Annotated in this window: 19 protein-coding genes; 9 read left to right on the forward strand and 10 right to left on the reverse strand. The window is 67.0% G+C overall.

Annotated elements, in window-relative coordinates; all coding sequences use genetic code 11:
• Nucleotides 1–7 precede the first annotated feature (7 nt).
• On the reverse strand, nt 8–970 hold the full coding sequence (locus tag A5701_RS18560; RefSeq protein WP_067756912.1) for a hypothetical protein: 963 nt from the start codon (nt 968–970) through the stop codon (nt 8–10).
• A gap of 320 nt (nt 971–1,290) precedes the next feature.
• Between A5701_RS18560 and A5701_RS18565 the strand changes: the two genes are divergently transcribed.
• Nucleotides 1,291–1,860, forward strand: coding sequence for a hemerythrin domain-containing protein (locus A5701_RS18565; protein ID WP_067756915.1), 570 nt, complete (start codon nt 1,291–1,293; stop codon nt 1,858–1,860).
• A gap of 38 nt (nt 1,861–1,898) precedes the next feature.
• A complete protein-coding gene (locus tag A5701_RS18570; protein ID WP_197499076.1) occupies nt 1,899–3,341 on the forward strand; it encodes a YdiU family protein in 1,443 nt (480 codons plus the stop codon).
• 2 nt (nt 3,342–3,343) lie between these two features.
• Here the strand turns inward: A5701_RS18570 and A5701_RS18575 are convergent, their stop codons facing one another.
• The 5 genes from A5701_RS18575 to A5701_RS18595 all read right to left on the reverse strand — a co-directional run bounded on the left by A5701_RS18575 (nt 3,344) and on the right by A5701_RS18595 (nt 5,800).
• Entirely contained in the window at nt 3,344–4,171 is an 828-nt protein-coding gene (locus tag A5701_RS18575) for an LLM class F420-dependent oxidoreductase (protein WP_067756922.1), read from the reverse strand.
• Nucleotides 4,172–4,229: 58 nt separating this feature from the next.
• Nucleotides 4,230–4,625: a DUF4267 domain-containing protein gene (locus A5701_RS18580; RefSeq protein WP_067756925.1), complete on the reverse strand. Its 396-nt coding sequence runs from the start codon at nt 4,623–4,625 to the stop codon at nt 4,230–4,232.
• A gap of 56 nt (nt 4,626–4,681) precedes the next feature.
• Nucleotides 4,682–4,912 (reverse strand): hypothetical protein, encoded by a 231-nt coding sequence (locus A5701_RS18585; protein ID WP_067756928.1) that lies wholly within the window; start codon nt 4,910–4,912, stop codon nt 4,682–4,684.
• Nucleotides 4,913–4,935: 23 nt separating this feature from the next.
• Nucleotides 4,936–5,355 (reverse strand): YkvA family protein, encoded by a 420-nt coding sequence (locus tag A5701_RS18590; RefSeq protein WP_067756931.1) that lies wholly within the window; start codon nt 5,353–5,355, stop codon nt 4,936–4,938.
• Between the two features lie 61 nt (nt 5,356–5,416).
• Nucleotides 5,417–5,800, reverse strand: coding sequence for a DUF732 domain-containing protein (locus tag A5701_RS18595; protein WP_082950194.1), 384 nt, complete (start codon nt 5,798–5,800; stop codon nt 5,417–5,419).
• A 144-nt stretch (nt 5,801–5,944) separates the two neighbouring features.
• On the opposite strand from A5701_RS18595, the gene A5701_RS18600 reads away from it, so the two are divergent.
• Together A5701_RS18600 and A5701_RS18605 are read left to right on the forward strand one after the other, a co-directional pair.
• The gene (locus A5701_RS18600) at nt 5,945–7,402 is read left to right on the forward strand and encodes a phospholipase D-like domain-containing protein (RefSeq protein WP_067756937.1); all 1,458 of its coding nucleotides are present in this window, start codon (nt 5,945–5,947) and stop codon (nt 7,400–7,402) included.
• A gap of 49 nt (nt 7,403–7,451) precedes the next feature.
• A complete protein-coding gene (locus tag A5701_RS18605) occupies nt 7,452–8,306 on the forward strand; it encodes a phytanoyl-CoA dioxygenase family protein (RefSeq protein ID WP_067756940.1) in 855 nt (284 codons plus the stop codon).
• On the opposite strand, the gene A5701_RS18610 is transcribed toward A5701_RS18605, so the two are convergent.
• Together A5701_RS18610 and glnA are read right to left on the reverse strand one after the other, a co-directional pair.
• On the reverse strand, nt 8,301–9,230 hold the full coding sequence (locus tag A5701_RS18610; protein ID WP_067756943.1) for a DMT family transporter: 930 nt from the start codon (nt 9,228–9,230) through the stop codon (nt 8,301–8,303). The genes A5701_RS18605 and A5701_RS18610 overlap by 6 nt on opposite strands.
• Nucleotides 9,231–9,286: 56 nt before the next feature.
• Nucleotides 9,287–10,723 (reverse strand): type I glutamate--ammonia ligase, encoded by a 1,437-nt coding sequence (gene glnA / locus A5701_RS18615; RefSeq protein ID WP_067756944.1) that lies wholly within the window; start codon nt 10,721–10,723, stop codon nt 9,287–9,289.
• A gap of 292 nt (nt 10,724–11,015) precedes the next feature.
• Between glnA and A5701_RS18620 the strand changes: the two genes are divergently transcribed.
• From A5701_RS18620 to A5701_RS18630, 3 genes are all read left to right on the forward strand, one after another.
• Nucleotides 11,016–12,794 (forward strand): NAD-binding protein, encoded by a 1,779-nt coding sequence (locus tag A5701_RS18620; protein WP_082969790.1) that lies wholly within the window; start codon nt 11,016–11,018, stop codon nt 12,792–12,794.
• A 160-nt stretch (nt 12,795–12,954) separates the two neighbouring features.
• Complete coding sequence (locus tag A5701_RS18625; protein ID WP_197499077.1) at nt 12,955–13,110, forward strand: hypothetical protein; 156 nt, start codon at nt 12,955–12,957, stop codon at nt 13,108–13,110.
• A gap of 4 nt (nt 13,111–13,114) precedes the next feature.
• A complete protein-coding gene (locus A5701_RS18630) occupies nt 13,115–13,465 on the forward strand; it encodes a DUF732 domain-containing protein (RefSeq protein WP_067756946.1) in 351 nt (116 codons plus the stop codon).
• Between the two features lie 10 nt (nt 13,466–13,475).
• Here the strand turns inward: A5701_RS18630 and A5701_RS18635 are convergent, their stop codons facing one another.
• Nucleotides 13,476–13,811, reverse strand: coding sequence for a hypothetical protein (locus A5701_RS18635; RefSeq protein ID WP_156670163.1), 336 nt, complete (start codon nt 13,809–13,811; stop codon nt 13,476–13,478).
• 274 nt (nt 13,812–14,085) lie between these two features.
• On the opposite strand from A5701_RS18635, the gene A5701_RS18640 reads away from it, so the two are divergent.
• Nucleotides 14,086–15,285 (forward strand): glycosyltransferase, encoded by a 1,200-nt coding sequence (locus tag A5701_RS18640; protein ID WP_067756949.1) that lies wholly within the window; start codon nt 14,086–14,088, stop codon nt 15,283–15,285.
• Between the two features lie 14 nt (nt 15,286–15,299).
• On the opposite strand, the gene A5701_RS18645 is transcribed toward A5701_RS18640, so the two are convergent.
• Complete coding sequence (locus A5701_RS18645; protein WP_067756952.1) at nt 15,300–16,031, reverse strand: class I SAM-dependent methyltransferase; 732 nt, start codon at nt 16,029–16,031, stop codon at nt 15,300–15,302.
• 223 nt (nt 16,032–16,254) lie between these two features.
• On the opposite strand from A5701_RS18645, the gene A5701_RS18650 reads away from it, so the two are divergent.
• Entirely contained in the window at nt 16,255–17,148 is an 894-nt protein-coding gene (locus A5701_RS18650; protein WP_067756955.1) for a universal stress protein, read from the forward strand.
• Nucleotide 17,149: the final 1 nt, after the last annotated feature.

Here is a 17,149-nt window from a genome sequence, read left to right on the forward strand (position 1 = left end):
TGCTCGGCTAGTTGATGCCGACAACCTCCTGCGCGATCGCGGCGACACGCGTCTGGGCGGCCGACACGACCCGCTGGCGATTCTTGTTCGCCTCTTCGTAGGCGATGATGGCCCGCACGTCGCTCGGATTCGCAAGCTCCTTCACCTCGGCGACGGCCTCGCTGACGTTCAGCTCGTCGTAGTTGGCGATGGGCAGCTCGTCGGCGTCGAGGACCCCCACAGCGGCGCGTGCCGCATGCAGGGCGTCGGCCGTCTGCCGGGCACCTTCGCTGCGGGTGACCTTCTCGGCCGCCTCGAGCGCGGCGTTGCGCGACGCGGTGAGCGCGCGGGTTGCCACGTCACCGGCGTGCGCACCCCGGCTCACCAGCTCGTTGAACGTCGGCCGGGCCGAGCGCAGCGCGTCCGCGGCCCTGTCGACGCCCCGGACCGACCATTCGACCGGCAGGTTGACCAACTTCACCGCGGTTCCGGCCGCGGCCTGCAGCGGCGTGCGGCGCAGCGCGGCCGGGCCGCCGAGGGCGTCTTCGGCCAGCACGGTGGTCAGCCAGTCCACGGTCGCCGAATGCGCCGTGATCAGCCGCGTTGCCAGGCTCTCGACCTCGGGAAGCTCGGCCGCGACGGCCAGGGCCTTCAGGTAGCGGGACCGGTCCAGCAACTGATCTTCCAGCACGAGGTCGCCCAGGAGCGCCTCGTCGAACGGCTGGGCCTGCTCGGTCAGCGCCTTGACCGCGGCCGCGGCCCGGCCCAGGAACGGCCCGACGATGTCGGGGACACCGCCGAGCCCACGGATCGCCTTCTCGATCGCCTCGGACCGCTCGCGGGCGTTGGACGCGTTCTGCGTGAGCTCACGCTGAACGGCCTCGGTACGTGCCTGCGCGATGCGGGTTTCCGCGACCTGGATCTCGGTGTTGGTCAGCTGGTGAAGCGCACGCAACTGCGCCAGCACCGTCGTCTTGTCCGATGAAGTCATCGAAAAATTCGCCTCCTGCGTTGATTGTGTGGATCGGCACGAAAGCGCCTTTCTAGCGGCTACCCGTTCGACCCTCGGCAGATAACATCCAATCCGGCGTGTGACGCAGATCGCTTTCGCGCCCGGCCACGTATCGTCGTGGTCGGCCCGGCCGGCAAACGAAAGTTGTTGCCTACTCAGATCTTTGGAGAGACGGCGGCCGACCTGCTGGCGGGGCACACAGGGCCCGTTTAGCCCCCTACGCAGCGGGTATGCGTGGCGAAGGCGCACACAGCCCACAGTGCGCAACCGAATTCGCAGAAACACTGGAGGTATCGGCGATGGCCGACATGATTGTCCAGTCGCCCGAGGAAGTCGTCGCATTCCTGAAGGCGCAGCACAACCTCATCGAGGACCTGTTCGACGAGGTGCTGCACGCATCCGATCCCCAGGCACGGGAAAAGCCGTTCGCGACGCTGCGTCAACTGCTGGCCGTGCACGAGACAGCCGAGGAAATGGTCGTGCACCCGCGCGTGCGCCGGGAGTCCGACGCCGGCGACGCGATCGTCGACGCTCGACTCACGGAGGAACACCAGGCCAAGGAGTTGCTTTCGAGCATCGAAGACCTCGACGTCACCTCCCAGCAGTTCATCGACGAGTTGAAAAAACTTCGCGAGGCCGTGCTGGACCACGCGCAGCACGAGGAAAGCGAGGAGTTCCCCGTGCTGCAGAAGGAAGTTGACGAAACCGACCTCAAGCGGATGGGGGTGGCGGTGCGCGCGGCTCAGGCCATCGCGCCGACGCACCCGCACCCCGGCGTGGAGTCGGCGAAGATGAACTTCGCCCTCGGACCGTTCGCGTCGATGCTCGACCGCGCCCGCGACCTCATCGGCCAGGCCCTCGGCTCGTAATTCGCCGTAGGCTCGTTGAGGTGAGTGTCGCCCCGGATATGACGGTCGCCCTGCAGGACCGGTTCTTCCGCGCATTGCCGGAGATGGCCGTCCGGTGGCAGGCGGAGCCGCCGGCCGAGCCGCGGTTGCTCGCCCTCAACGAGCGGCTCGCGGAGGAACTAAGCCTGGACGCCGACTGGCTGCGAAGCCCGGACGGGTTGCGCTTCCTGGTGGGCGACCTGCTCCCCAGCGACGCCGTTCCAGTGGCCCAGGCCTACGCCGGGCATCAGTTCGGGGGCTTCGTCCCCCGCCTCGGTGATGGTCGCGCCCTGCTGCTCGGCGAGCTCGCCGACGGCGACGGACGCCTGCGCGACATCCACCTGAAGGGCTCCGGGCCGACACCGTTCGCGCGCGGCGGCGACGGCCTGGCGGCCGTGGGGCCCATGCTGCGCGAGTACATCGTCAGCGAGGCGATGCATGCGCTCGGGGTGCCGACCACGCGATCGTTGGCCGTCGTCGGCACCGGCCGTCCGGTCCTGCGCGAGGCCGAACTCCCCGGGGCGGTGCTGACCCGCGTGGCCAGCAGCCACCTGCGCGTGGGCAGCTTCCAGTTCGCCGCCTCCACCGGCGACATCGACCTGCTGCGGCGCCTCGCCGACCACGCGATCGCCCGCCACCATCCCAGCGCCGCGAGCGCCGACCGGCCCTATCTCGCGTTGTTCGAGGGGGTGGTCGCCGTTCAGGCGGCGCTCGTCGCGCGGTGGATGCTGATCGGGTTCGTCCACGGGGTGATGAACACCGACAACATGACGATCTCCGGCGAGACGATCGACTACGGGCCGTGCGCCTTCATGGAGGCCTATGATCCCGACACGGTCTTCAGCTCCATCGACTTTTGGGGCCGTTACGCCTACGCCAACCAGCCCGTCGTCGCCGGCTGGAACCTCGCCCGGTTCGCCGAGACGCTGCTTCCGCTGCTCTCCGAGGATCTCGAGCAGGCGGTCGCGCTCGCGGAGACGTCGTTCGGCGTCTTCCAGCGCGAGTACGACGCCGTGTGGTCATCCGGGATGCGCGCCAAACTCGGTGTGCCCGACGCCGAGGACGGCGCCTCGGCCGCCCTGGTCGACGAGTTGCTCGCCCTGCTCAAGGACAGCCACGTCGACTACACCTCGTTCTTCCGCCTGCTCGGTCGGGCGGCGCGCGGCGACGCAGAGCCCGCGCGGGGCGTGTTCGTCGACCTCGCCGGCTTCGACGCGTGGCTTTCGCGCTGGCAGGCGCTGGGCCCCGACGCCGATGTCATGGACCGCGTCAACCCGGTCTACATTCCGCGCAACCACCTGGTGGAGGAAGCTCTGACCGCGGCGACCGCGGGTGATCTGGGCCCACTCGAGCAACTCCTCGCCGCGGTGACGTCGCCCTATGGCGAACGGCCGGGCCTGGAGCGCTTCGCCAGCCCGGCCCCGGAGGACTTCGGCAAGTACCAAACGTTCTGCGGCACTTAGCCTTACGACAACTTGGCGGACTCGGCCTGCAGCTCGTCGAGGCGCCGCAGCGTCTCGTCGCGCGGCTCGGTGGGCAGTTCCACCAGCAGGTGCTGCAACCCGAGAGCGCGGTAGCCCTCGAGCTCTTCGGCCGTCGGCGCGCCGCCATGGAAGCTGATCACCGGAACGTCCGGACCGGCCACGCCGCGCAGCTGCTCCAACTGGGGCGCCAAGACGTCAGCCGACGGTGTCATCGACAGCCAGCCGGCATGCAGCCGGGCGATGCGTTTGAAGCCCGCGGGCCCGCCGCCGAAGTACAGCGGCGGATAGGGCTTCTGCGCCGGCTTGGGCCAACTGTAGAGGGGCCCGAAGTCGACGAATTTGCCGTGGAATTCCGCCTTTTCGTGCGTCCAGATCTCGATCATCGCGTCCAGCCGCTCGTCGACCACCCGTCCGCGAACCGACGGGTCGACCCCGTGGTTGGCGATTTCCTCGCGCAGCCAGCCCACACCCACTCCGAACCGGAAGCGGCCCCGCGACACCAGATCCAGCGACGCCACCTCTTTGGCCAAGTGAATCGGATCGCGCTGGGGAACCAGCGCGATCCCGGTGCCCAGGACCAGCCGCTCGGTGGCGGCAGCCGCCGCGGTCAACGCGACGAACGGATCCAGGGTGCGGTAGTACTTCGGCGGGATAGGACCGCCTGCCGGATAGGGCGTGACGTCGCCCGCCGGAATGTGGGTGTGCTCGGCGAGGAACAGCGACTCGAATCCACGCTGTTCCAGCGCCTGCCCCAGCTCCCCCGGGCCGATCCCCTCATCGGTTACGAATGTCAGTACGCCTAAACCCATGGCGTCCAGTCAACCGCATCTACCTTGTTCCGGCGACCACCTGGCCGCGATCCGGGCCTCACTGCGCCGGTTCCTCGCTCCCCCGCGTGGTCCGGCGCGTCGCGCCCCACAGCCCCACGCCGATGCCGACGACGGCGCCACCCAGGCCGATGATTCGTTGCGACGGTCTCAGCTCTTGGTGGACGCTCATGCCGCCGAGCAGGTCCGCCGCGTCGGCACCGCCCGACGCCAGGAACCAGCCGCGGGTGTTCTTGCCGCGCAACGCCGCCGCGGCGAGCAGCCCACCGATCAACGCGTCGCGATATCCCATGGACCGCAACAACAGTCGCGCCGTCGGCGTCGGTTCCTCCGGATCCCCCCAGAATCGGTTCGCGCTCAAGGGGTCGACGAGGAACCAGACGCCGGAGGTGAGTCGGATACTGCCCGCCAGAAGTGCCGCTCGGTCGATTGACATGCCCGGCAGCCTAGGAGCAAACCGCTCCTCCGCGCACGGGTTTACCCCAACGGCGGTCACGGAGCCGGGCAGGCGTGGGCGATTTGGATGGAGGCGGGCCACAATGCCGTGGTCAAGCCGAAGGCCACGGCGTCGGCTCCCGTAGGGAACACCGCCTCCACCCGCGCCTGAATCTGTCCAGCCTCGTCGGGGTGAAAAACGGTCCACGCGAACCCGATACACAGGTATGGGATCGCCATCCACAGGGCCAGTTCGATGAGCGCGCCGACCCGGACCTGGTATCGCATGGTGCGCCGAAGCAGATCCACGGTCACTCCAGCGCGGGATCGGGTAGGCCGCACAGCCAGCACAGGGTGGCGAGGCCGTCGGGTGTGCCGGGCCAGTGCCTGGCCAGCGCATCGGGTCCCGCGATGCGGCTGATCCAGCGCAGCACCAGGCCGACGATGACCACGTCGTCGGCGAATCCGATCACCGGAATGGCATCAGGTATCAGGTCGATCGGTGAGACGACGAACGCGATCAACGCGACCAACACGACGCGGATCCGCCGCGGCAGTTCTTGATCGGCTGCGAGGCGTTTCAGCAGCCGAAGTACGTCGGGCAACAGCCGCACCAGGTCTTGCAATCTGGCCTTGGGCCTCAGCAGCCAGAAGGTGACGGCGAGGATCAGCCAGATCACCACGAACGCGCTCAGGATGCCCAGCGCGATCATCCACCAGTCGGGCCACATCTAGTCCATCTTGGCGGGACAGGCTGCCGCGTGCCAGCCCGGCTGCGAACGCCTGGCCTTGCTACGCCGCACCGGGCGGCGGAAACGGAATCCAGGGGAACATTCCGGTGTTGGTCGGAGGCGGCGGTGCCACCGTGTCCGGTTCCCCAATGTGCTGGGGGCAGTAGGCGTTCACCGCGCTGGTCGTGAAGCTGGTCGCCTCCGCCACCGTGAACCCGGCGTTCTCCGAGGACACGCTTTGGATGACAGCGGCTTTGGAGTGACCCTGGTCCATCAGTGCGCAGGCCTTCTTGCCCACCCGAATGGCGACGGCGCCGTCCTTGTAGGGAACGCCGGCCTGATCGAGCGCCGCCAAGAAGCTCGCATCGGGATTGCCGGCCGGATCGGCCCGCGCGGGCGTGGCCGCGCCGATGACGGCGGCGAAGCTCGCCAGCGCCAGAAGCATCCGCACCGTCTCAGCCTTCTACAGATGTTCGGCGTTGTCCTGTCGACCCGTTGCCGACCCCGTTAAGCAAACATTTTCCCAGGGCCCGGGTGTGGTACACAAGGCTTATGCCCGCGCCGAACCGTCAACCTGGTTGAGGGCGCCGTGGGCGACGATCGACTGTTGATCCTTGGGCGAACGTGCTGGCGTCTGGAGCGTGCCGACCGGTTCGGTCACATCATCGACGCGGCCGATTATTTCCGGCATGTCAAGACGGCGATGTTGCGGGCCCGGCACCGGATCGTGCTGATCGGTTGGGATTTCGACGCCAGGATGACGTTCGAACGGGGGGTCAAGACCCTTCCCGGCCCGAATCAGCTGGGCGCCTTTCTCTATTGGATGCTCTGGAAGCGGGCCGAACTCGAGATCTACCTATTGAAGTCCAATCTGCGTCTGCTGCCGGCCTTCGACGGCATCTGGTTCGGGCTGACTCCGGTGGCGCTGGTGAACCAGATCAGCAGCAGGCGAATCCACTTCGCGATCGACGGGGCCCACCCCACCGGCTCCGTCCATCACCAGAAGATCGTGGCCGTCGACGACTCCGTGGCGTTCTGCGGCGGGATCGACCTCACCATCGATCGATGGGACACCCGCGCACACGACCATGACGGTCCTGTTCGTCGGACGTTGGGACGCAGCTATGGGCCGCGGCACGACGTCGCCGCGGCGGTCGATGGCGCGGCCGCACGGGCACTCGGCGAGCAAGCCCTTCAACGGTGGCGGACGGCGACCGAGCAGTCGTTGCAACCGGTTACCGCCAAGCACACCGCGTGGCCCAGCAAACTCAAGCCGGCGCTGCGCGGCGTTGACGTGGGAATCGCTCTGACCCTGCCGGAACTCGGCCGGCGCCCCGAGACCCGGCAGGTCGAGGCGCTCAACCTGGCGGCCATAGCGGCGGCACGGGATTCGATCTATCTGGAGAACCAATATCTGGCGTCCCGGCGCATCATCGACGCGCTGGCCGCGCGGCTGAAGGAAGACGACGGGCCGGAGATCGTCATCGTCATTGCCCGCCGGGGGAACAACCCCCTCGAGCGGGGGACGATGGATTCGGCACGTCACCGGCTCATCCAGGTGCTGTGGGCCGCGGACGAGCATCGGCGGCTTGGCATCTACTGGCCGGTGACCGATGGCGGGGCGCCGATCTATGTCCACTCGAAGGTGGTGGTGGTGGACGACCGGCTCCTGCGCATCGGGTCATCGAACCTCAACAACCGATCGATGGGTTTCGACAGCGAATGCGACCTGGCCGTCGAGGCGGAGCCGGCTAGCCCCGAAGGCGATCGCGTGCGCGCCCAAATCACAGCGCTGCGAAGCCAATTGGTGGCCGAACACCTGGGAGTCACCGTCGGTGAGTTCGACGGCGCGACGCACGAACGCGGGTCGGTCCTCGCGGCCATCGAGGCCCTTCGCGGAGACGGCAAGACGTTGCGGCCGTTCACGGAGGGCACCGTGGCCGACGAAGCGGGCCCGCTGGCGGAGAACGAGCTCATGGATCCCGACCACGTCCCGCGATCGTTGACCCGAAGCGTGCAGCGATTCATCACCGGGTTGAGGGGTTGAGTTGAGGCCTACCCGGCTTAATCTGGACCGGGACGAAGGGCGAGTGCCAATGAACATCGACGACTCCGTCACGACGCTGGAAGACCTCAGGGGCGATCTGGCGCAGCGGTACAGGCGGACACCGACCGGCGGGAGTTCGGTCGACAGCAAGGTCGTCGACGCCGACATGGCGGCTATCGACCGCGACGGCTACGTGATCTGGCACGATCTGCTGACTCCCGAGCAATGCGACGAGATCCGCGAGGTCACTCAACCCTGGCTCGGGCACACGGGCCGCAATTCCTTCGAGGGCCGGCGCACCCAGCGCATTTACAGCCTGCTCAGCAGAACCCGGATGTGCGACGGGATCGTCGATCATCCGCGGGTGCTCGCGGTGCTCGATCGGCTGCTGATGCCCAACTACCTGCTTTCGGCCTTGCAGGCCATCAACATTCAGCCGGGAGAGGCCGCGCAGCTGGCCCACCACGATGACGGGTTCTACCCGATTCCGCGGCCCCGCGAACCCCTGGCGGCGGCGACGATCTGGGCCATCGACGACTTCACCGCCGACAACGGCGCCACCGTCCTCTATCCCGGCAGCCATCGCTGGGGCAAGCGCCGGCCCGGGCCGGACGATCGGGCCCTGCCCGTCGTGATGCCCGCCGGCTCGTGCGTCTTCTTCGTGGGCACGCTCTGGCACGGCGGGGGCGCCAACAGCACCGACCGCGACCGTCTCGCCGTCACCGCCCAGTACTGCCAACCCTGGCTGCGGCCGATGGAAGCCTTCACGCTGTCGATATCGCGCGAGACCGCGCGGGCGGTCTCCGACGACATTCGCCGCATGCTGGGCTACAGCATTCATCCGCCGTTCGTGGGCGCGGTCGACGGGCTGCACCCGCTGCGGCTGTTGGACAGCGACTCATAACTCCCAGTTCCGTTTGCCGCTGACACCCGCCAGGGACGGCTCTTGGGCCGGGCGGCTCTCGACCTCGATCGCCTGGCTGCGGCTCAGCGCGACAGCGGAGGCCGCCATCGCCGAGACCGCGACCAACAGCGCCAGCGCCGTCGAGCCGCCGACCGTCAGGTGTTCACCCAGCACCGCCACACCGAGCAGGACCGCGACCACGGGCTCCCCCACCAACATGATCGGCACCGACGCCTGCAACGCACCGGCGTGGAACGCGGAGTTCTGCACCACCGTCACCGCCACGGCCAGGCCGACCAATATGTATGGGGCGGGGACCGTCAGCAGCCCATGCCAACCGCCGACGGCGAAACGGTGCGTGCAGATCTTCGTCAACACGGCGATCATGCCGAGCAGGACCGCCACGGCGACCGCAAGCAGCATCGCCCGCGCACGGCCGATCGCGCGGCCGGCCGCCATCACGCAGACGACCAGCAACGGCACCGTCACCAGCAGCGTCAACGTCCACGCCGGTACCGCCGGACGGCTGTCACCCTCCCGGGGCTGACCGACGAGCACGAAGGCCGCCAGCGCGCCGGTCAGCAGCGTCGCCCAACCCCACTGGACCGCGCTGATGCGCTGGTCGCACAGCCGGGCGCCCAACGGCAGCGCGAACAGCAGCGAGGAAACCAGCAGCGGCTGGACCAGCAGCAGCGACCCGTGGGCCAGCGCGACGGCCTGGAACACGTAGCCCGCAACGGCGGCGACCAGGCCCGCCCACCACAACGGTCGCCGGACCATGGTCGTCACCATCGTCCCGGACATGCCCTGATCAGCGGGAACCTCCTGGGCGGCGCGCTGTCGAACGACGATGCCGACGGCCGCCCAGAACGCAGACAGCAACGCCGAAAAGATTGCGACCGCATGCGATTGCACCCACCCCATGCCCGCACGGGTACCCGGGGCGTCGGCGCGGCTAACTGCGCCGGGAGCGAACTACCTCATACGTCGTAGTAGAGGGCGAATTCGTATGGGGTGGGCCGGAGGTTGAACGGCGCGATCTCGTAGGTGCGCTTGTAGTTGATCCACGTCGCGATGACGTCGGGGGTGAAGACCCCGCCCTCGGTCAGGTATTCGCTGTCTTCCTCCAGACGGTCGATCACCGCCGACAGCTGCGTGGGTGCCTGCGGGATTTCCGCGGCCTCCTCCGGCGGGAGCTCGTAGAGGTCCTTGTCGACCGGCGGAGGCGGCTCGATCTTGTTCTTGATGCCGTCCAGCCCGGCCATCAACTGGGCCGCGAAGGACAGGTAGGGGTTGCCCGACGAGTCGGGGCACCGGAATTCCAGCCGCTTGGTCTTCGGATTGTTGCCGGTGATCGGGATGCGCACGCACGCCGACCGATTGCGCTGGCTGTAGACCAGATTGATCGGCGCCTCGAAGCCGGGAACCAGGCGCTTGTAGGAATTCACGGTCGGGTTCGTGAAGGCCAGCAACGACGGGGCGTGGTACAGCAAGCCGCCGATGTAGTGGCGGGCCATGTCGGACAGGCCGGCGTATCCCGTCGCGTCATACATCAGCGGCACGCCGTCCTTCCACAGCGACTGGTGACAGTGCATCCCGGAACCGTTGTCGCCGAACAACGGCTTGGGCATGAAGGTGACGGTCTTCCCGGCCTGCCACGCGGTCTGCTTGACGATGTACTTGTACATCTGGTGGTCGTCGGCCGCATGCAGCAACGTGTTGAACTTGTAGTTGATCTCGGCCTGGCCGCCACTGCCGACTTCGTGGTGGCCCTTCTCCAGGGAGTAACCGGCGTTGGTCAGGTGGGTGAGGATCTCGTCGCGCAGATCGACATAGTGATCGGTCGGCGCGACCGGGAAATACCCGCCCTTGGGACGGACCTTGTAGCCGAGGTTCGGGCTGCCATCCGCCTCGGCGTCCTCTCCGGTGTTCCACCACCCGGACGCCGCATCGACCTTGTAGAACGATTCGTTGGTGCTCGAGTCGAAGCTGACCGAGTCGAAGATGTAGAACTCGGCCTCCGGCCCGAAGTAGGCGGTGTCCGCGATGCCGGAACTGATCAGATAGTTCTCGGCCTTGCGGGCGATGTTGCGCGGATCGCGCGAGTACACCTCGAGGGTGAACGGGTCGTGCACGAAGAAGTTCACGTTCAGCGTTTTGCGGGCGCGGAACGGGTCGATCGTTGCGGTCTCGGGGTCGGGCAGCAGGACCATGTCGGACTCGTGGATCGACTGAAACCCGCGGATCGAGGAACCGTCGAAGGCCAGGCCTTCCTCGAAGACGCCTTCATCGAAGGCGTAGATCGGAATCGTGAAGTGCTGCATGGTGCCCGGCAAGTCACAGAAGCGGACGTCGACGTACTCGATGTTCTCGTCCCTGGCGAGCTTGAAAATATCGTCGGGCGTCTTCTCGGACACGCAACGCTCCTTAGCTTGATCGTCGGCAGTGGCGTGCGAGCGCTTTATACGCCCTGACTATTTCGCCCGCGTCACCACCGCGAGTCGAACCTGTTGCGTCACAGAAAGACAGGCGATTGACCGCACGGCCGCCGGGTTCCGGTGGCACTTCCCAGCGCCTTGGCCGATAGTCATATGGACCATCCAGCCGCAGCAGAAGTAGGAGTAGTCATGCCACGCAACACAACCGGCGGTCATCCGGCGACCAGCCGTGGCGATCGACGCGCGTAAGAATCGAACGTAGCCCCGCGCAATGGGCGAGCTGTTTCAGTTTCACCGCGAGATCATCGTCAGCGGTGACGACGCGCTGTCGAAGACGATCGCCGAGGAATTGAGGGGCGCGGGCGCGCGAATCATCAAGATCAACACCGCCGCCGACCTCCTCGGGGCCGGCGTGCATCGGGCGCGTGCCGTCGTGTGCGCGGGCCCCAACGACGCCGTCAACCTCGAAATCGCCTTGCTGGCAAGGGAGTTCAGTCCAAACGTGCGGGTGGTGGCCCGGCTGGCCAACGACGTGCTGCGCGAAGCAGTGGTCGCCGTCAACGGACCCGGCGCGATCTTGGACGTCGCCGACCTCGCGGCGCCGTCGATCGTCGAGGCCGTCCTGTCCCGCAACGCGCACCAGTTCGACACGGCCGGTATCGAATTCGTCGTCTGGGGATCCGAGGCGCCCTACAACGCGACGCTCCGGGAGATCTACGCCGACCTGGCACCGGTCGCGGTGGTGCACGGCAAGAATTCACCCGCACCCGGCGAGGTGGTGCCATGCCCCGGACGAGATCTGCGGGTCTACGCCGGCGACTGGACGTCGATGATCGGCGTGAAGGACGAATTGGACGCCCGCGGAATCACGTTGCCTCCCCCGGCCGCGACGCGCGCTCGCCACTCCCCGGTGCGGCGGGTCATCGACGCGGTGCGCGCCATCCGGGACGAAGTGAACCTCATGCTCTTCCCCTCGCTGGCGTTCGCGCTGTGTCTCACCCTTGGCTCGACGGCGGTGGTGCACTTCGCCTATCACAACCCCCGAATGTCGTGGATCGACGCCCTCTACTTCGCCTCCGAGACGATCACGACGGTGGGCTATGGCGACTTCACCTTCGCCCAACAATCCACCGCCCTGCGGCTGTTCGCGGTCTTGTTGATGTTCGGCGGCGCGAGCGTCACCGCCATCCTCGTCGCGTTCCTTGCCGACCTCCTCCTGTCGCGCCGCTTCGTGCAATCGGCCGGACTGCGGCGCGCACGCCACATGCGCGACCACGTCGTCGTCGTCGGGCTGGGTTCCATCGGGTTCCGGGTCGTCAGCGATCTGGCCGCGGCCGGCTACGACGTGCTGGTCATCGAGCCGGACGAGGGCAACCGCTTCCTGCCGACCGTGGCCGACCTCGACGTGCCGGTGATCTTCGGGGATCCGACGATGCGCCAGACCCTGGAATCGGCGCGCGTCGATCGCGCCCGCGGGGTCGCGCTGGTGACACAGGACGACATGAACAACATCGAGACGGGAATCGTGCTGCTCGAAATGCTGGGTTCCGACACGAGGGTGCCCATCGTCATGCGAGTTCAGGGCCGCGCGCTGGGCACCGCCGTGCATCGGCGGTTCGGTTTCGAGAACGTGCGGTCGATAGTCGACCTCGCGGCGCCGTGGTTCATCGGCGCAGCGATGGGCTTGCAGGTGCTCGGCACGTTCTGGGTCGGCCAGCGCTCCTTCATGGTCGGCGGAATGCTGGTGGCGGCGGGCAGCGAACTCGACGGGCTGCGGATGATCGATCTGTCCACGCAGACGCGCGTCATCGCGATCACACGGCCGGAAGGTCCGGTCAGGTTGCGCCCGCGCCGCGACGCCCGCCTGAAAGCCGGTGACACCGTCTATCTCATCGGCCCCTACCGGGAACTGATCGCGACGCTGCGCAAGGGCCAGCCTCCGCCAATGACCACGATCAACGGCGAGCGCGCCGTGGCTTTGGCGGCCGCACGGTCGACGCGCCGGCCAGATGCGCGTGCGCCACGGTGGGCGCCCGACCCGGACGGTTAACGAACGGCCAAAAGCCGCGCCACTTCATCGCGTCCGGTTGTGATGCACAGCACATTTGTGCTTTCTTTGTATCCGAGGTCACAACGCGACGGGAGCTCCTATGGCCGCACCCCACAGATCGGGCAAGTACGTAGTCGTTGCACCGCGCGCGAACGGAGCCGTGCATTCACATCGGATACTGCTGGCCCTGGTCGTGGTGATGGCCCTCATCGCGGCGATCACCGGCGTCGTCGTCGCGGCGTCGACGGGGCACGCCACCGCCGCGCTCGTGATAGCCCTGGTGGCCGGCGGGTGGTTTTCCGCCGCCCTCTGCTAGCGACATGATCCGCCGGACCCTCACGAGATCGGCGCTGGTCGCCGCGTCGTTGGGCGCGCTGGCAGCGCTGACGCCGGCGGCCCACGCGGACCCCGATCCCATCTCGGTCGCGGCCTACCTGCACACGCTGAACGTCTTGCACGTTCCCTACGACGACCCGGGGCGAATGGTCGGCATCGGAGACTCCGTATGCCAGCAGGCGCGGGGCGGCACCGACTTCGACGCCATCTACCCCGCCGTGGCAAGCAACGGCTATGCCGCGGTGCAGGCGGGCCAGATCATGGGCGCGGCCGTCGGGACGTTTTGTCCCGACATGGAAGCACCGTTCGATCGCTGGACCAACAGCAACTCGTGACCGTCGGCGATTAAGGTGCGCTAGCGCCCGGGCAATACTTGATCCGGCCCAGATCGACCCACATGTTGGCGCGCTTGGCGGCCTGATCCGGATTCAGCCCGGTCACGCCCTGGTTGTTCGCCTGTTGCATCGCCCCGACTATCTGGGCGCGCGACCAGCCGTCAGCCATGGCTCTGCACATCGTCTGTTCGGTCTGCATCTCGTAGTAAGGCCAGTCCGGCGGGAATCCGATCGCGTCGGCGCGGGCGGTGGCAAGCGCGCCCGGCAGGAGCGCCGAAGCAACGACAACCGAGAGGCCAAGGAGCAGCGTTCGCGTGGCCGACAGGGGTGAATGCGACTGATGCACGGATACTTCTCCTCGATTCGGCGCCTTGATGACCCGCAGGGTCGATGAGTGATGACCTTCGCCCATCAATGTTAGGACCTGGGAGGCTGTTGGCGGCGGGAAGAGCCCCAGAGGAGTCAACATGCACCTTCGCTCGGATAGCCTTGGCCGGGGCCGGCGGCCGAGAGTTCCGGACGACGACGGGGTCGCACGGACGATCGGACACTTCGAATGATCATCCCAATTCTTGCGGGCCGCCCGCTGCACACCGATCACCTCGAGTGAGGTTCTGGCGATGAGATTTGTGTTGGCGACCTTGGGAACACGCGGAGATATCGAGCCTTGCGCCGCCGTCGGCCGGGAGCTTCAGCGGAGAGGCCATCGCGTGCTTATGGCGGTTCCGCCCAACTACATTGGGTTCATCGAGTCGGCAGGCCTCACCGCAGTCGCGCACGGCCGCGACCAAGTGCAGCAGAATGCGGAGATCGTCCGCAAATACGGGACGACGCCGCCACCAGTCCTCATGGCGTGGGAAATTCTCAGCGATATAAAGCAACTCTGGCCACAGTTGGGCACGGCGCTCACATCCCTGGCCGACGGCGCCGACCTGCTGTTGACGGACGCAGGCGAACAGGGGCTCGCCGCGAATGTCGCCGAACACTACGACATTCCACACGCGGCGGTGCACATCTACCCGATCCCGCCGGACCACGCGGGTTCGTCCATCACCAAAGAGGCTGAAGACGCCCTACGCCGGGCGCTGGGCCTCCCGGCGACGAGGCCCTCGACGCGGCGAGCGCTCGAGATCCAGGCCTACGACGAACTCTTCTTCCCGGGGTTGGCAGCCGAGTGGGCCGGATGCGGCGCCCGACGGCCGTTCGTCGGCGGGCTGACCCTCGAGTTGCCGACGGAAGTCGACGACGATGTCTCGTCGTGGATTGAGGCTGGGACGCCACCGATCTACTTCGGCTTCGGCAGCAGCGCACGAGTCGCGTCTCCCACTGACGTCATCGCGATGATCACCGACGCTTGCGCGCAACTCGGCGAGCGGGCGTTGATTTGCAGCGGCGTGAGTGACTTGACCGCGCAAACGGATTCCGCCGACGTCAAAGTGGTGAGCGCGGTGAACCACGCGGCGGTGTTTCCCGCTTGTCGGGCCGTCGTTCACCACGGGGGGCCCGGCACGACGTTCGCCGGCATCCGGGCCGGAGTCCCCACGCTGGCCCTCGCCGTATCGGTCGATCAGCCGATGTGGGCGAGTGCGGTCAGTCAACTCGGAGTCGGAATTGGCCGGCGCTTCCCCGACACCACCCTGGAGTCTCTCGTCGCGGATCTGCGGTCCATCCTCACCCCGCCCTACGTCACTCGGACCCGCGAGGTCGCCGCGCAGATGACCGCGCCCGCTCAAAGCGCCGCCATTGCCGCCCAAGCGCTGGAAGATGCGGCCGCTCGTGGCCCGTTGGCCGATCAACGAACGCCGCGGGACGCGGACTGATCCACGCGCGCCCGTCAGGAAGTGGCGGCCGAGGGTTCGATCTGGCTCTCCGAAACGCTGCGATACGACGGCAACCCGAAATCGGGGAAGGCACAGATGTCGGCACAATCTCGGACTCGCTCCGACCAGAAACCCTGATCAGCGGCCGACGTGCAGGCGTAGATCTTCATGTAGGTCGCCGCGAACGGGAACAAACAGCCGTTGCCAACCGCCTGCCAGACCGCCGCGGCGACGCCGGGAGTCTCGACACCTCGATAGTCGTCTATCGCGATCACGCCCCGGTTTGCCGTGTGGGTCACGGCGAGGGCGATGTCGTTCGCGACGCACCGGTAGCTGTGACAGCCGTCGATGTGGACGAAGCGCAGTGCCCGTTCTCCGAGGTCGAGCTCCGATGACTCGCAGACTTCGAGCGTCGGCCGGCGAACGTGAAACCGATCCCAATTGGCGAGGAACTGCTGCTGCTCCAGGCCCGAATACTGCTGGCGTGGGGTCAGCGACATGTCCGCGTGATCCATTACGGCCTCGAACAAGTCGCAGATCACCAGTTCTTCATCGTCGCGCAGACCGTAACCCATCAGGATGGCGGACTTGCCCTGGTATGCGCCGATCTCGAGCATGTCCCCCTTGATGTTTTCCGCCGTCTGCGACGCGAGCAGCTTGGTGAAGAGCTTGACATCGGCCTCGAAGAACCAGCCGTCGACGTTGTCGACTTCCTCGGCATAGAGGCTCCAGGCGGCATCGGTCATGTGCCCATCTTTCCCCAGGCGGCCTCGAGCGGCATGGCCGGATGTACTCCGGCCAACTTGCTGACCCGACGGTGTCGCGGCGACCGCCGCGTAGGTCAGAGTGCAATGGTCGCTTCAATCGATGCCCTTGGTCCTTAGTCCTTGCATCGCTTCGGCCCTGACAAATCAGGCGGTGCTGGATGATCCTGCCTGTGGGCACGCGGCCGATCAGAAACGAGCTGGAATGTGGCAACCCCCACCTAACGCGATCTTGGTAGGCGTCGACGGCTCGGCGGCGGCACTGGGTGCCGTGCGGTGGGCGGCTCTGACTGCCGCGTTGCGCAACGTGCCACTGGCCCTGGTCCATGTCGTCGACGATCCGATGCCGGGGTGGCTCCAGTCAGGCGCGCCGGTGGGGCACTGGCAGCAGCACCGGGCGCGCGAAGTGATCACGTCGGCAATGCGGGTCGCCGAGGAGAGCGCCGGTGAACTCGGTCCCATTCAAGTCCACGGCGAGGTGATCTATTCGACCGCCATCGCCACGCTCGTCGCCCTATCCAGAGAGGTGGAGATGGTCGTCGTCGGCTATCGGGGGTATCGCGGCGTGGTGGTTCGCAGCGTCCTTGGCTCGGTGAGTTCGGGATTGGTCTACAACGCGCACTGCCCGGTCGCGGTGATCCACGACGGGGAACCGCCGCTCAGCAATGTCGACCGGGCACCCGTGCTCGTGGGCATCGACGGATCATCGGCGTCGGAAGCCGCGACCGCGATCGCGTTCGAAGAAGCGTCGCGACGAGGCGTCGCCTTGATCGCTTTCCATGCCTGGGCCGATCCGCGAGTGTTCAACTCCAACAACGCTTTTCAAGATTCCAAGTGGGACGCCCAGCTGTCCGAGGAGGAGGAGGCGCTCGCCGAACGGCTAGCGGGTTGGCACGAACGCTATCCCAACGTGGCGATTCGTCGCAGAATCGAAATCGGTGACCCGGCCCACTGGCTGATCGAGGCTTCCGAACTGGCGCAACTGATCGTGGTCGGCAGCCACGGCCGTGGCGGATTCGCCGGCATGTTGCTCGGCTCGGTTGGGTCGGCGGTGGTCAACAGGGCGAAGATCCCTGTCATCGTTGCGCGTCAGCCCTGAG

This window comes from Mycobacterium sp. E3305, assembly GCF_001666785.1.
In the GTDB taxonomy this organism is placed as follows: domain Bacteria; phylum Actinomycetota; class Actinomycetes; order Mycobacteriales; family Mycobacteriaceae; genus Mycobacterium.

Excerpts from the sequence above, each read along its gene's own strand:
- A5701_RS18640 (WP_067756949.1), top strand. The coding sequence starts at position 14,086 with ATGAGATTTGTGTTGGCGACCTTGGGAACACGCGGAGATATCGAGCCT.
- A5701_RS18630 (WP_067756946.1), top strand. The coding sequence starts at position 13,115 with ATGATCCGCCGGACCCTCACGAGATCGGCGCTGGTCGCCGCGTCGTTG.
- A5701_RS18580 (WP_067756925.1), bottom strand. The coding sequence starts at position 4,625 with ATGTCAATCGACCGAGCGGCACTTCTGGCGGGCAGTATCCGACTCACC.
- A5701_RS18650 (WP_067756955.1), top strand. The coding sequence starts at position 16,255 with ATGTGGCAACCCCCACCTAACGCGATCTTGGTAGGCGTCGACGGCTCG.
- A5701_RS18575 (WP_067756922.1), bottom strand. The coding sequence starts at position 4,171 with ATGGGTTTAGGCGTACTGACATTCGTAACCGATGAGGGGATCGGCCCG.
- A5701_RS18595 (WP_082950194.1), bottom strand. The coding sequence starts at position 5,800 with ATGCTTCTGGCGCTGGCGAGCTTCGCCGCCGTCATCGGCGCGGCCACG.
- A5701_RS18585 (WP_067756928.1), bottom strand. The coding sequence starts at position 4,912 with ATGCGATACCAGGTCCGGGTCGGCGCGCTCATCGAACTGGCCCTGTGG.
- A5701_RS18570 (WP_197499076.1), top strand. The coding sequence starts at position 1,899 with ATGACGGTCGCCCTGCAGGACCGGTTCTTCCGCGCATTGCCGGAGATG.
- A5701_RS18560 (WP_067756912.1), bottom strand. The coding sequence starts at position 970 with ATGACTTCATCGGACAAGACGACGGTGCTGGCGCAGTTGCGTGCGCTT.
- A5701_RS18605 (WP_067756940.1), top strand. The coding sequence starts at position 7,452 with ATGAACATCGACGACTCCGTCACGACGCTGGAAGACCTCAGGGGCGAT.
- A5701_RS18620 (WP_082969790.1), top strand. The coding sequence starts at position 11,016 with ATGGGCGAGCTGTTTCAGTTTCACCGCGAGATCATCGTCAGCGGTGAC.
- A5701_RS18610 (WP_067756943.1), bottom strand. The coding sequence starts at position 9,230 with ATGGGGTGGGTGCAATCGCATGCGGTCGCAATCTTTTCGGCGTTGCTG.
- A5701_RS18565 (WP_067756915.1), top strand. The coding sequence starts at position 1,291 with ATGGCCGACATGATTGTCCAGTCGCCCGAGGAAGTCGTCGCATTCCTG.
- A5701_RS18590 (WP_067756931.1), bottom strand. The coding sequence starts at position 5,355 with ATGTGGCCCGACTGGTGGATGATCGCGCTGGGCATCCTGAGCGCGTTC.
- A5701_RS18645 (WP_067756952.1), bottom strand. The coding sequence starts at position 16,031 with ATGACCGATGCCGCCTGGAGCCTCTATGCCGAGGAAGTCGACAACGTC.